This is a genomic window from Castellaniella denitrificans, from assembly GCF_027214045.1.
GTDB lineage: Bacteria > Pseudomonadota > Gammaproteobacteria > Burkholderiales > Burkholderiaceae_B > Castellaniella > Castellaniella denitrificans_A.
Genome location: NZ_JAPWHE010000001.1, coordinates 472,739 through 486,104 on the forward strand (window position 1 = coordinate 472,739; position 13,366 = coordinate 486,104).

Here is a 13,366-nt window from a genome sequence, read left to right on the forward strand (position 1 = left end):
TACCAGTCGCCGTGCGACTTCTTTTGGCCCCCGGCGGGTATTTGCGTCGTCGGCGGCATCCCTTCCTGACATTCTTCATACGTCGGCCTCGATTGGTATCACTCGGCTCGAGCGATAGGCGGTCGCTGGAGTCATTTTCTTGGATACTTCGATTACCTTTGCCTCGCTTGGCCTGGCGGAACCCCTGCTGCGCGCCGTTCACGAAGCGGGCTACACCCACCCCACGCCGATCCAGGCCCAGGCCATCCCGCGCGTCCTGGAAGGCGGCGACCTCTTGGCCGCCGCCCAGACAGGGACGGGCAAGACCGCCGGTTTCACGCTGCCGATCCTGCACTACCTGCTGAGCCATCCCGCTACGCCGCGGCCGGGCCGTCCCCGTGTGCTGGTCCTGACCCCGACGCGCGAACTGACCGCCCAGGTGGAGGAATCCGTGCGTCTCTACGGCAAGCACACGTCCGTGCGCTCCATGGTGATGTTCGGCGGGGTCAACATCAATCCCCAGATCGCCGCCCTGAAGAAGCCCCTGGACATCCTGGTGGCCACGCCGGGCCGCCTGCTGGATCACGCGCAGCAAAAGACGCTGGACCTGTCCGGCGTCGAGATCCTGGTGCTGGACGAGGCCGACCGCATGCTGGACATGGGCTTCATCCACGACATCCGCCGCGTGCTCAAGCTGCTGCCGGCCAAGCGCCAGAACCTGCTGTTCTCCGCCACGTTCTCCGACGAGATCCGCGTCCTGGCCCAGGGCATCCTGCGCAATCCGGGCGAAGTCTCCGTCGCCCGGCGCAATACCGCGTCCGAACTGGTCAGCCAGCGCGTCGTGATGACCGACCAGGCGCACAAGCGCGACCTGCTCAGCCACATCATCCGCGAAAGCGGCTGGCATCAGGTGCTGGTGTTCACACGGACCAAGCACGGTGCCAACCGCCTGGCTGAAAAGCTGTCGAAGGACGGCCTGACCGCCGCCGCCATTCACGGCAACAAGAGCCAGGCCGCGCGCACCAAGGCGCTGGCCGGCTTCAAGGACGGCAAGGTGGCGGTGCTGGTGGCCACCGACATCGCCGCGCGCGGGCTGGACATCGACCAGTTGCCGCAAGTCGTCAATTTCGAGCTGCCCAACGTGCCAGAGGACTACGTGCACCGCATCGGCCGGACCGGTCGCGCGGGCAGCACCGGATCGGCCCTGTCCCTGGTGGACTCGTCCGAGGTCAAGCTGCTGCGCGCCATCGAGCGCCTGATCAAGCAGACCATCGAACCGATCTCCGTGGAGGGCTGGAATCCTTCCGCCATGGTGACCGCCGATTCCGCCCCCGACGCCCGGGAAAAGCGTGCGATCGCGCGCCTGCAGGGCGATTTCGTCGGCGGTCGCGGCGATGGTGGCCGGCGCAACGACGGCGGCCGGCGCGATGCACCAGGACGCGACGGCCGTCGGCCGGCCTCCCCCTCCGCCTCGGGTTCCAACGACCGCCGCTCCGGCCCGGACGCCCGTCGCAGCGGCGGCGGCCGCGCCCCGGGTGGCCGGCCGACGCGAGAGGGTAGCGCGCCCCAGGCCCCGCGTCGGGATGCGCGCCCGGCCTCTCCGGGGCGTTCCGCGCTGCTGCGCAAGGACTGACCGGCCCCGCCGGCGCACCGGAGACTCCGCATGGCCCTGTCCACCTGGCTGGCTTTCTTCGCGGCGGCCTGGGCGATTTCGTTCTCGCCCGGCCCCGGCGCCATCTGCGCCATGGCCTCGGGGCTGAAATACGGCTTCCGCCACGGCGCATGGACCATTTTCGGCCTGCAGGCCGGCATCATCTGCCAGCTGGTCATCGTGGCCCTGGGCGTGGGCGCCCTGCTGGCCACGTCCGAACTGGCTTTCACGGTCGTCAAGTGGATCGGCGCCGTCTACCTGGTGTACCTGGGGGTGCGGCAGTTTCGCACCGACGCGGCGCCGGTGGCGGTCGAGGCGCGTCCGCCGAAAAGCGCGCATCCGGTGCGCGACCAGTTGCTGCGCGGCTATCTGGTGAACATCACCAATCCCAAGGGCACCATGTTCCTGCTGGCCGTGGTGCCGCAATTCCTGGACCTGGGCCGGCCGCTGTCGCTGCAGTACGTACTGATCGGCGCCACGCTGTGCTTCACCGACCTGGTGGCCATGAGTTGCTATACTTCGCTGGCTTCGCGCATCCTCCGGATGCTGCGCAAACCGGGCCACATCCGCTGGCTGAACCGCGGCTTCGGCTCGATGTTCATTCTGGCCGGCACCGTCCTGGCCTCCTTCAGTCACAAGCACTGAAGCCGCATGCCCTGAAGCCCCATTCGACCTTCCCATGAGCCTGACCGACGAAGTCGCCCGCCGACGCACTTTTGCCATCATTTCCCACCCCGACGCCGGGAAGACGACCCTGACCGAGAAGCTGCTGCTGTTCGCGGGCGCCATCCAGATCGCCGGCAGCGTCAAGGCGCGCAAGGCCAGCCGCCATGCGGCCTCCGACTGGATGGAAATCGAAAAGCAGCGTGGCATTTCGGTGGCATCCTCGGTGATGCAGATGGAATATCGCGACTGCGTCGTCAACTTGCTGGATACCCCGGGCCACCAGGACTTCTCGGAAGACACCTACCGGGTGCTGACGGCCGTGGACGCCGCGCTGATGGTGATCGACGCCGCCAACGGCGTCGAACCCCAGACCATCCGCCTGCTGCAAGTCTGCCGCGCCCGCAACACGCCCATCATCACCTTCATCAACAAGCTCGACCGCGAAGTGCGCGAGCCGCTGGATCTGCTCTCCGAGATCGAAGGACACCTGGGCATGGATGCGATTCCGTTTTCCTGGCCGGTGGGCATGGGTCGCCATTTCGGTGGAGTCTTTGACTTGCGCCATGACCGGATGCGGGTCTTCCGGCCCGGTGCGGAACGCCATCGGGACGACGACGAGACTATCGAAGGGCTGGGCAATCCGGAACTGGCGGCGCGCTTCGGTGACGCCCATGCCAAGGCGAGCGAGGAGATCGAGCTGATCACCGGCGCCATGCCGGCCTTCGACCACAAGGCCTTCCTGGAAGGCCGCCAGACGCCGGTTTTCTTCGGCTCGGCCATCAACAACTTCGGTGTGCGCGAAGTGCTGGACGCCCTGGTGGAACTGGCGCCCGCCCCCGGCCCGCGCGACGCGCTCGAACGCAGCGTGCAGCCGGCCGAGCCCAAGTTCACCGGCGTGGTATTCAAGGTGCAGGCCAACATGGATCCGGCGCATCGTGACCGCGTGGCCTTCGTGCGTGTCAGTTCCGGCAAGTTCGAGCGCGGCATGCGCCTGAAAGTCGCCCGCAACGGCAAGGAAATCCGTCCCAACAATGTCGTGTCCTTTCTGTCGCAGCGTCGCGAGATCGTCGAGGAAGCCTATGCGGGGGACATCATCGGCATTCCCAACCACGGCATCCTGCATCTGGGCGACGTGCTCACCGAGGGCGAGTCGCTGACCTTCACGGGGCTGCCATTCTTCGCGCCGGAACTGTTCCAGGCGGTCGAGGTCAAGGATCCCCTGCGCACCAAGCAACTGCGCACCGGCCTGACGCAACTGGGCGAGGAGGGCGCCATCCAGGTGTTCCGTCCGGAGGCCGGGGGGGGCGCGTTGTTGCTGGGGGCCGTGGGCCAGCTCCAGTTCGAGGTGGTCGCTCATCGCCTGAAGACCGAATACGGCGTGGATGCCCGTCTGATGCCGTCGCGCTACAGCCTGGCGCGCTGGATCACCTGCCCCGATCCCAGGGCCTTGAAGAAATTCATGGATGCCAACGCCGCCAACATCGCCCGTGACGTGGTGGACGCGGTCGCTTTCCTGGCCAGTTCGCCCGCCCAGCTGCGGGTCGCCCAGGAGCGCTACCCCGACATTGAATTCCACACCATGCGCGAACATGCGGGGCGTGTCTTTGCATAAGCCCTTTTCGCCGCCGGGCCGCCCTCAGGCAAAGTGCGCCCCCTCGGGCGACGGGTCCGGACACAAGCCGTATCCGGATGCGGCAATCGCATCCTATACAATGCAAGATCCGCATTGATCGACGAGGCGATCCGTCCATGTCCTGGCGTCTGATTTTCGCTTTTCTGCTGCTTGCCGCAGGCGCATCCGCCTGGGGCGGCCTGCAGTTGGGCGATTGGCTGATCGCGCATGGGCCGGCCCAGATCCAGACGCCGGCGCCGCATCCCGAACTGGACCAGGCCACCGTCCTGGACGCCAATGGCAAGCCCTATGTCGCCTCCGCTCCGCAGGTGCTGCCGGACGGCCGGCAGGGCGTGCCGGAACTGGCGCCGCCCGTCGATTGGCAGATCCAGCCGGACTCCCTGATGGAGGACGGCCGTCCGATCGCCCTGGCGACCACCACGATTTCCATGGACGAGGCCATCGCGCTGGCGTCCCGCAACCAGTTGGGCGACGGCTTGCAGGGTATCGCCCAGTTCGGCGGGCTGGGGGGCGGTCAGGTGGTCCAGCCCATCGACGTCACGACGCCTCCGGCGCCGCCGCCCGCACCCGCGAAGAGCGGCCAGTGGCAGGCCGCCTTCCAGGCCGAACTCAAGGCCTGCGAATCGCTGGGGTTCTTCTCGCGGCCCTCTTGCGCCTGGGCGGCCCGCAACAAATATTGCGAGCCCAACGACGCCTGGGGGCGCGTCCCCGATTGTCCGGCGAAAAAATCGGGCTTCTGACTGCGGGGCGCGCGCGCCGCAGTTCGGGCTTAGGGCGGCGTGGTCCGGGTCACGGGCGCCCCGGCCACGGCGGACGGTGTCACAGCTGCGACTGCAGATAGTTCTGGAGCCCGAGCTGCTCGACCAGTCCGATCTGCGTCTCCAGCCAGTCGATGTGCTCTTCGGTGTCGTTCAGGATAGTCTGGAACAGATCGCGCGAGGTGAAGTCCCGCACCGATTCACAATGGGCCATGGCTTCCTTGAGCGTGGCCTGGGCGGCGGTTTCCAGTTTCAGGTCGCAGGCCAGGATTTCCGGCACGGTCTCGCCCACCAGCAGCTTGTGCAGATCCTGCAGGTTCGGCAACCCGTCGAGCATGAAGATGCGTTCGATCAACAGATCGGCATGCTTCATTTCACCGATGGATTCCTTGTATTCATGCTCACCCAGCGCCTCGAATCCCCAGTGGCGCAGCATGCGCGCGTGCAAAAAATACTGGTTGATCGCTGAAAGCTCGTTTTTGAGTTGCTGGTTCAGATAGTGGATGACGGTTTTGTCGCCCTTCATGGCCTGTGCCTCCGTGGTGCGCGGCCTGGCCGGTATCGGACAGGTCGAAAAGGCAAAGGCTAGCACGACCCGCGGGCACCGGGGAACGAATCGCGCGGTGCGGCATTGCAGAACCGGGGGCGGGCGTTTCCGTTCAGGCGACCTGGCGGACGGCGACGCGCGACAGGACGGTCACTTCGACCGGTCCCAGCAGCCCGCCCGCAGCGGCGCCGACATCGGCCGCGTAACGGCCGCCCGGCAGATATTCCGCCGCAGTGTCCGCGCAACGGCCGCAGCAGGTGGCCACGCCCAGTTGGGCCTGGAGGTCGCCCAGATCGGTCGCGCCTTGAGCGATGGCGTCCTGGACTTGACGCTCGCTGATCGCGTTGCATACACAAATATACATGAGAATGATTATCATATTTCCCGCTTGGAATGGCAAGCCCCTCGGGAAAAGACCGGGTGCCGGTCACCGGAACCGGCGAAGCCTAACGGGGATGGAGCGGCGCTGTGCGCGTGTCCGCGCCCGGCGTTCCGGACGTGCGGCAGGGGCGCAGTAGCGTCACATCGCCGTCGGTCGGCATGATGGCCCGCATGGGCTCGCAGCGTCCGTCGACGCACCAGTCATAGTCGGCCGTGTAGGGCGAGCGCGACAGGCGCAGTTCGTCCAGCGGGCCGGTATGGGGCTGGTAGACGTACCAGCCGTCGGGACGCAACGTGGCGTCCGGCGGCGGCTCCATGCCCGCGCCCGAGCCCAGGATGCGCGCTTGACCGGGCACCAGCCTCGGACGCCCTTCCGGGCCGGCCCGGACGGTGTAGTCTTCTTCCCAGCGGATCTTCTCGATCGAGTGGGTCCAGGCCAGCGTGAAGGCCTGGGTCGGCACGAAGCGCGGCGGCACCTGCGGCGCCGCCGCCAAAGTCAGGCAGACGCCCAGGGCGCCCAGCATCAGGCCGGCGTCCCGGCGGCGCGGGCGCGGCGCGTTTGCATCACGTGCCAGACCAGGAACAGCGCCGTGGCGGCGAAGCCGATGTCGTCGGTCAGGGGGACGGCCGTCACCAGCAGGGCGGCCGTCGCGATGGCGTAGAGTCGTTCGGGCCAGTTCATCGAAGATAGCAGGAAGCCGGTCATGCCGGCCGCCCATAGTGTGATGGCGAGCAGCGCCTTGAAGACGATATAGACCACGTCCAGCGTGTCGCCGCCCTGCAGCATCAAGGCGGGCGCATAAACGGCCATGTAGGGGATCACAAAACCGGCCACGGCCACGCGCAGCGCCTGGAGGCTGATCTTCAGTCCGTTTTCACGCGCGATGGGCGCGGCGGCGAAGGCCGCCAGCGCCACCGGCGGAGTCAGGTCGGCCATGATGCCGAAATAGAACACGAACATGTGCGAGATGATCAGCGGCACGCCCAGCTTCAGCAGAATGGGCGCGGCCAGCGAGCTGGTGATGATGTAGTTCGGGATCGTCGGGATGCCCATGCCCAGCACCAGACAGGTGATCATGGTCAGGAACAGCGCCAGGAACAGGCTGTTCTCGCCGACGGCGATGACCTGGCCGCCGAATTCGGCGGCCACTCCGGTCAAGTTGATGATGCCGATGATGACCCCCACCAGGGCGCAGGCCGCCGCGACCGACAGGGCGTTGCGCGCGCCCTCGGCCAAGGAGTCGAGGGCCAGCCGCAGCGTATCGCGCCCGTGCTTGCGGACCAGAAGCGCCAGGCCCAGTACGGCGATGATGACGAAGAAATCCGTGACGCCGAACTGGATGAAGCCCGCGCAGGCGATGCCCAGCAGCAACCAGAAGACATAGCGCAGGACGGGCCGCGAGGCCCCCCGGATGACGGCGGCGCCGAAGATCAGGATCACCGTCAGCCCCAGGCCGATGGTGCCGGAGAAAAGCGGCGTGTAGCCCGAAAACAGCAGCGCCACGAGGCCGATGAGGGGCAGCAGCAGATACCAGCGCGCGCGCACCGCTTTCCACGGGTCGGGGCAGTCTTCCTTGGCCAGGCCGTGCAGGCCGCGCCGGCCGGCCTCCAGGTGAACGGAGACGAAGGCGGTGGTGAAGTACAGGATGGCCGGAATGAGCGCGGCCTTGACCACATCCACGTACGGGATGTTGAGTGTTTCGGCCATGATGAAGGCGACCGCGCCCATCACCGGCGGCATGATCTGCCCGCCCATGCTGGAAGTGGCCTCGACCCCGCCGGCGAAGGCGGAGGAATAACCGAAGCGCTTCATCAGCGGGATGGTGAACTGTCCAGTGGTGACGACATTGGCCACGCCCGAGCCGTTGATGGTGCCCATCAGGCCGGAACTGACCACGGAGACCTTGGCCGGTCCTCCGCGCGTGTGGCCGACCATGCCCATGGAAAAATCGCTGAAGAGCTGGATCATGCCCGCCTGCTCCAGGAACGCTCCGAACAGGATGAACAGGTAGATGTAGGTGGACGACACGTAGGTGGGCGTGCCGTAGATGCCCTCGACCCCGAAACTCAGGGTGCCGACGATCTGGTCGAAGCCATAGCCCCGGTGCATGAAGGGGCCGGGCATGTACTGGCCGAAGAGCCCGTAGGCCAGGAACAGGCCGCAGATGATGGGCAGCGCCCAGCCCATCATGCGGCGGGTGGCCTCGAAGACCAGCACGATGGTGATGACGCCGACCACCATGTCGGCGTCGGTCATCTGGCCGGCGCGTGCCGTCAGGTCGGATTCATAGACCCAGTGGTACAGGCTGAGGACGAAGCCCAGGGTGCCCAGGCCCCAGCCCAGGGCCCGGTTCGCGCGGCCGCCGCCCGAATACAGGGCGAAGATCATCAGCATGACGAAGCCGACATGGACACAGCGGACCACCTGGCTGGACAGCGGGCTGTAGGCCGCGGTCCAGATCTGGAAGCAGGAAAAGACCACGGCGATCCAGAAGATGCCGCGCGGCAGGGGGTGGGCCGCGGTGTCGTGGGGAGAACTCATGGGCGGAAACCTGGGTACTGAAAAGGCGGTTCAGACGCAGGTCGGAACCGCCCGGAGGGAGGGGAAGAAGCACCGCGGCCCCGGGCGTGCCCGGATGTGCCGTGGCGCTCGCGCGGGATCATTTGATCAGGCCGACTTCCTTATAGTAGCGTTCGGCGCCCGGATGCAGCGGCACCGGCATGCCCTTCAGTGCGTTGGCGAGCTGGATGGTCTTGGCGGCATTGTGGGCGGACTTCAGGGTGTCGAGTTGTTCGTAGAAGACCTTGGTCATCTGGTAGACCAGGTCGTCGGGGACCGTCGAGGCGGTCACCAGGAAATTCGGCACCGCCGCCGTGGGCGTGTCCGCAGTCTGGCCCTCGTAGGTGCCGGCGGGGATGGTGGCCTGCTGGTAGGCCGCGTTGCCGATCTTGGCGATGACATCGGCAGGGATGGGCACGATGACGATCTTCACCGAGGTCGCCAGGTCGCGGATGGAGGACACGCCCAGGCCGGCGGACTGCAGGGTCACATCCAGCTGGCGGTTCTTCATCAGCTCGACGGATTCGCCGAAGGGCAGGTATTCGACCTTGTCGAAGTCCGCGTAGGTCAGGCCGGCGGCCTTGAGGACGGCACGGGCGTTCAGTTCGGTGCCGGAGCGTGCGGCACCCACGGAGATGCGTTTGCCTTTCAGGTCGGCGAGGGTCTTGATGCCGGAATCGCTGTTGGCGACGATCTGGATATAGTTGTTGTAGGTGGCCGTCATGCCGCGCAGGTTCTTCAGCGGGGCCTTGAAGCCGGCCTCCGCGTTGCCGGTGTAGGCGTCGGATACGGTGTCGGCCAACGCGAAGGCGAGCTCGCCGCGACCCGCCTGCAGCAGGTTCATGTTCTCGGCCGAGGCCTTGGAGACCTGGGCCGTCGATTTGGCGTCGGGGATGTACTTGTTATAGATCTGGGACAGCGCCACGCCCAGCGGATAGTAGACCCCGCTCTGGCCGCCAGTCAGGATGTTGATGAATTTGGTGTCCGCTTGAGCGGGAGCGGCGGCGATGGCGGCGGTGACCGCCACGGCGCACGCGGCCAGCCATTTCGTGATGGGCATGGTGGATTCCTCTCCTGTGTCGATGGGGATGCGAACTTGAATAGTAGCAAGGGTCGCCCCGGGCACCACTCCGTAATCACCCTAGAAGAGGCGGGGGATTTTTCTGCTGTATCCGGGTCTTTCCGGTGGCGGGAGAACGCCAGGGCGGGCGGACGGGGCGGGGCGCCGGGCGCCTCGGCTATACTGCTCCCGGTAAGCCCCGCACCGGGCGCGTCCGCCGTCCTTCCCATGAAACTGCCCCCCGCGCCCCGAATCGATCTGCTGGAACCCGCCGTGATGCTGGCGACGGTGCTGCAATGGTTGATTCTGGCCTCCCTGACCGGGCTGGTGGTCGGCGTCGGCACCAGCCTGTTCCTGCATACGCTGTTCTTCGCGACCGGCCGGACACAGTCCATGCCCCTGTGGGCTTACTGGGTTCTGTTGCCCTTGGCGGGCCTGGCCAATGGTCTGCTGATGAGCTACGCGCGTCGCGGCCTGGAGGCCTGCGGCCTGAAGGATTCCATTTTCGCCGCCGTGCACGAACAGGGCGGCCGCATGCCCTGGCGTACCTTGTGGATCAAGCCGGTGGCGGCCGTCATCACGCTGGCCAGCGGTGGCTCGGCCGGCAAGGAAGGCCCCTGTTCCCACCTTGGGGCTTCGCTCGCCGCGGTGATCGGCCAGGTGTTCCGACTGAACGCCGACCTGCGTCAGCGCATCGTGGCCTGCGGCGTGAGCGCCGGTTTCGCCAGCGTGTTCGGCACGCCGATCGCCGGCGCACTCTATGGGGTCGAGATGCTGATCATCGGCCGCATCCGCCACGACTTCCTGTTTCCCGCGCTGATCGCGGGGGTGACCGCCTATCAGGTCAGCAGGGCCCTGGGCATCCCCTACGAACACTATGCCGTCGACGTGCTGCCGGTCTTTTCCGAGTCGCTGTTCCTGCGCACCATCCTGGTCGGCATGCTGTGCGGACTGGTGTCGCGCGTGTTCGTGGATCTGATCTATGCCGTGCGCAATGCCTGCCAACGGCTGCAGGCCCGCTGGGCCGTGTGGCCGCCACTGATGCCGCTGGCGGGCGGCCTGGTACTGGCGCTGCTGGTCTCCGTCGCCATCCCCTCGGACTACCTGGGCTTGAGCCTGCCGCTCATGGACCGGGCGCTGGCGGGAGAGGCCATGCCCTACGCGGGTTTCCTGTGGAAGACGATCCTGGTGGCGGTGACCCTGGGTTCGGGATTCTATGGCGGCATCGTCACACCGCAGTTCGTCATCGGCGCCGTGGCGGGCAACGCGTTCGCACACCTGTTCGGCATCAGTCCCGCCCTGGGGGCCGCCGTGGGCCTGGTGTCAGTGGTGGCCGCCGCGTCGAACACGCCGCTGGCCGCCATCCTGATGGGGGTGGAACTGTTCGGGGGCGTGGTCGGCACGCTGTATGCGGCCGGATCGGCCATCGCCGCCTACCTGATCATCGGCCATCGCAGCGTCTATCCGGACCAGCGGTTGGGGCATGCCAAATCGTCCTGGATGCGGGTGCGGCCCGACATCCCGGTCGGCCAGGAAAAGACGCATCTGTCCTATGGCCTGCTCAAGAGCTGGCGCCAGATGCGCAAGCGGGGCTGGCGGCCCTGGCTGGGCCTGGGGCGACGTGTGACCGATGGCCGGGCCGCCGATGAGAAAGGCCGGGGCGATGGGCAGCCCTGAACTGATGCTGGCCGGCATCGGCCTGGCGGCCATGGGTGCCCAATGGCTGGCCTGGCGCCTGGGTGTGCCGGCGATCCTGTTTCTGCTGCTGGCGGGCATCGCCGTGGGGCCGCTGGCCGGTTGGCTGGAGCCGGATGCCCTGTTCGGCGACCTGCTGTTTCCCATCGTGTCCTTGTCGGTGGCCGTGATCCTGTTCGAAGGCAGCCTGACACTGGAATTTCATCAGACGCGCGGGCTGGAGCAGGTGGTGCGCCGGCTGGTGACGAGCGGCACGCTGATCGCCTGGGCCGTGGCGGCCGTGGCGGTCCATGTCTTCCTGGATTTTCCCTGGGATCTGGCGATCCTGTTTGGCGCGATCACGGTCGTGACCGGGCCGACCGTGATCGCGCCGCTGCTCAAGACTGTGCGACCCGTGGCGCCGGTGGCGCACGCCCTGCGCTGGGAGGGCATCCTGATCGACCCGATCGGCGCCCTGCTGGCCGTCGTGTCCTACGATCTGATGGTGGCTTTGCGCATGACCCACGAGTGGAGCCATGCCCTGTGGGCTTTCGGCGCCACGCTGGCGGTGGGACTGTGCGTCGGGGCGGTGGCGGGCTGGGTGCTGGGCGTGTTGCTGCGGCGCGGCTGGGTGCCGGATTCCCTGGTCAATCTGTCGGTGCTGGCGCTGGTGTTCGCCGCCTTCGCCCTGTCCAATGCGGTGCAGCACGAGTCCGGTCTGCTGGCTGTGACCGTCATGGGCATCTGGCTGGCGAACCGGCCCGGGATTCCGGTGCGCGAGATCCTGGAATTCAAGGAAACCCTCAGCCAGATCCTGCTTTCGGCCCTCTTCATCCTGCTGGCGGCGCGGGTGGCGCCGGCCCAGTTGCTGGATCTGGGCTGGCCCGCCGTGGCCGTGCTGGCGGCGATGCTGTGGGTGGGGCGACCGCTGAAGGTGCTGTTTTCCACCTGGGGGTCGGCGCTGAATTGGCGCGAACGCGGCCTGCTGGCCTGGATTGCGCCGCGCGGTATCGTGGCTGCGGCGGTGTCCGCCCTGTTCGCGCTGCGTCTGGAAAAGATGGATGTGCCTCAGGCCGACCGGTTGTTGCCGATGACCTTCCTGCTGATCATCGGCACGGTGATCTGGCAGAGCCTGACCGCGCGGCCCATGGCCCGCCTGCTGAAGGTCGCCGAACCGGACCGGGTGGGTTTCCTGATCGCGGGCGCCAATCCCGTCGCCCGGGCCATCGGCCAGGCGCTGCACGAGCAGGGCGTGCCGGTGCGGCTGTGCGACAGCGATTGGTACAGCCTGTCGCGCGCCCGCATGATGGGTCTGCCCACCTATCATGGCAGCCCGGTTTCGGAACATGCGCAGCGTAACCTCGACACCACGGGACTGGGGCGACTGCTGGCTCTGGGCGTACGTGACGACGTCAACCAGTTGATCACGGCGCGCGCCCGCGATGAATTCGGCAAACGCAAGGTCTTCAGCCTGCCCCGGTCGCGGGATGCCGGGCAGTCCGAGAAGCACTTGCTGGACGCGGCCTATCGCGGCCGTACCTTGTTCGCTCCGGATCTGGGCTACTGGAAGCTGTCCGCCCTGCTGGCGGCCGGCGCCCGGGTCAAGGCCACGCGGCTGTCGGACAGCTTCGATTTCCCACAGTACCTGGCGGCCCGGCCGGATCACCCTGTGATCCCGCTGTTCGCGCTGAATCCCAAGGGCTATGCGCAACCGTTCACCCTGGACCAGGAACTGCAGCCCGCCGCGGACTGGACGATCATCGGGCTGCACGAGGATGACGCGAACGGAGCGGAGAAGCCGGCCGCGCCGTCGCCGGACGGCGCATGAAGACGTATCCGGCCGGGCCGCGCGGCGACGTGATTCCCGCTCCGGTGACCGGCCCCACCGGGCCGCGCGTGTTCTTCGCCCTGTGGCCGGACGCCGCCGCCGCCGAAGCCCTGTCCGGCTGGGCGCGCCGCGCCCATGCGGCGTTCGGCGGCCGCGTCATGCGGCCCGACACCTTGCACCTGACCCTGGCCTTCCTGGGCGCGGTGCCCCCCGAACGGGTCGCGGAACTCGCGGGGCTGTTGAGCGATGCGTCCTTGATCGGCGGCACGCTGCGTCTGGACCGCTATGGGCGTTTTCGCGGTCCGCGGATCGTCTGGGCCGGCCCGTCGGCGTCGCCGCCCTGGCTGGACGCGCTGCATGGGTGGTTGTGGCGGGCGTTGGCGCGCCGGGGTTTCGATCGGCCGGACGAGCCCTTCCGTCCGCACGTGTCGCTGCTGCGCCGGGCGGGGCCGGGCGACCTGGATGCATTGGCGGTCCCGGCCCCCCTGGACTGGACGCCGCGCCGCTGCGTGCTGGTGGCTTCGGCGCCGCGTCCGGAAGGCTCTTTCTATGAAATCCTGGCCGAACGCGCCCTGGGCGCAGGCGCCGGGCGGCCGCCCGGCGATTCGTGACAGGGTCGGTCCATTCGA

Annotated in this window: 12 protein-coding genes; 7 read left to right on the forward strand and 5 right to left on the reverse strand. The window is 67.4% G+C overall.

Going from position 1 to position 13,366, the window contains the following annotated elements:
• Nucleotides 1-139: 139 nt before the first annotated feature.
• The 4 genes from O4H32_RS02335 (at nucleotide 140) to O4H32_RS02350 (ending at nucleotide 4,669) form a co-directional block, all read left to right on the forward strand.
• Nucleotides 140-1,612: a DEAD/DEAH box helicase gene (locus O4H32_RS02335; RefSeq protein ID WP_269356328.1), complete on the forward strand. Its 1,473-nt coding sequence runs from the start codon at nucleotides 140-142 to the stop codon at nucleotides 1,610-1,612.
• Between the two features lie 30 nt (nucleotides 1,613-1,642).
• Complete coding sequence (locus O4H32_RS02340; RefSeq protein WP_269356329.1) at nucleotides 1,643-2,275, forward strand: LysE family transporter; 633 nt, start codon at nucleotides 1,643-1,645, stop codon at nucleotides 2,273-2,275.
• 34 nt (nucleotides 2,276-2,309) lie between these two features.
• Nucleotides 2,310-3,908, forward strand: coding sequence for a peptide chain release factor 3 (locus O4H32_RS02345; RefSeq protein WP_269356331.1), 1,599 nt, complete (start codon nucleotides 2,310-2,312; stop codon nucleotides 3,906-3,908).
• Nucleotides 3,909-4,045: 137 nt separating this feature from the next.
• Complete coding sequence (locus tag O4H32_RS02350; RefSeq protein WP_269356333.1) at nucleotides 4,046-4,669, forward strand: hypothetical protein; 624 nt, start codon at nucleotides 4,046-4,048, stop codon at nucleotides 4,667-4,669.
• A gap of 79 nt (nucleotides 4,670-4,748) precedes the next feature.
• Here O4H32_RS02350 and bfr read toward each other — a convergent pair whose 3' ends face one another.
• The 5 genes from bfr to O4H32_RS02375 all read right to left on the reverse strand — a co-directional run bounded on the left by bfr (nucleotide 4,749) and on the right by O4H32_RS02375 (nucleotide 9,235).
• A complete protein-coding gene (bfr, locus tag O4H32_RS02355) occupies nucleotides 4,749-5,213 on the reverse strand; it encodes a bacterioferritin (RefSeq protein WP_269356335.1) in 465 nt (154 codons plus the stop codon).
• Between the two features lie 133 nt (nucleotides 5,214-5,346).
• Nucleotides 5,347-5,598: a (2Fe-2S)-binding protein gene (locus tag O4H32_RS02360; RefSeq protein ID WP_269356337.1), complete on the reverse strand. Its 252-nt coding sequence runs from the start codon at nucleotides 5,596-5,598 to the stop codon at nucleotides 5,347-5,349.
• An 82-nt stretch (nucleotides 5,599-5,680) separates the two neighbouring features.
• Complete coding sequence (locus O4H32_RS02365) at nucleotides 5,681-6,139, reverse strand: DUF1850 domain-containing protein (RefSeq protein WP_269356339.1); 459 nt, start codon at nucleotides 6,137-6,139, stop codon at nucleotides 5,681-5,683.
• Entirely contained in the window at nucleotides 6,139-8,157 is a 2,019-nt protein-coding gene (locus O4H32_RS02370) for a TRAP transporter permease (RefSeq protein ID WP_269356341.1), read from the reverse strand. The genes O4H32_RS02365 and O4H32_RS02370 overlap by 1 nt, the downstream gene beginning before the upstream one ends.
• A gap of 118 nt (nucleotides 8,158-8,275) precedes the next feature.
• Nucleotides 8,276-9,235, reverse strand: coding sequence for a TAXI family TRAP transporter solute-binding subunit (locus O4H32_RS02375; protein WP_269356343.1), 960 nt, complete (start codon nucleotides 9,233-9,235; stop codon nucleotides 8,276-8,278).
• Nucleotides 9,236-9,463: 228 nt separating this feature from the next.
• On the opposite strand from O4H32_RS02375, the gene O4H32_RS02380 reads away from it, so the two are divergent.
• Genes O4H32_RS02380 through thpR form a run of 3 tightly spaced genes read left to right on the forward strand, consistent with a single transcriptional unit; the run spans nucleotide 9,464 to nucleotide 13,348 of the window.
• Nucleotides 9,464-10,912, forward strand: a complete 1,449-nt coding sequence (locus tag O4H32_RS02380) for a chloride channel protein (RefSeq protein ID WP_269356345.1) — start codon at nucleotides 9,464-9,466, stop codon at nucleotides 10,910-10,912.
• On the forward strand, nucleotides 10,899-12,737 hold the full coding sequence (locus O4H32_RS02385; protein ID WP_269356347.1) for a cation:proton antiporter: 1,839 nt from the start codon (nucleotides 10,899-10,901) through the stop codon (nucleotides 12,735-12,737). Before O4H32_RS02380 ends, O4H32_RS02385 begins: the two co-directional genes overlap by 14 nt.
• Nucleotides 12,734-13,348: an RNA 2',3'-cyclic phosphodiesterase gene (gene thpR / locus O4H32_RS02390; protein ID WP_269356349.1), complete on the forward strand. Its 615-nt coding sequence runs from the start codon at nucleotides 12,734-12,736 to the stop codon at nucleotides 13,346-13,348. Before O4H32_RS02385 ends, thpR begins: the two co-directional genes overlap by 4 nt.
• Nucleotides 13,349-13,366 lie beyond the last annotated feature (18 nt).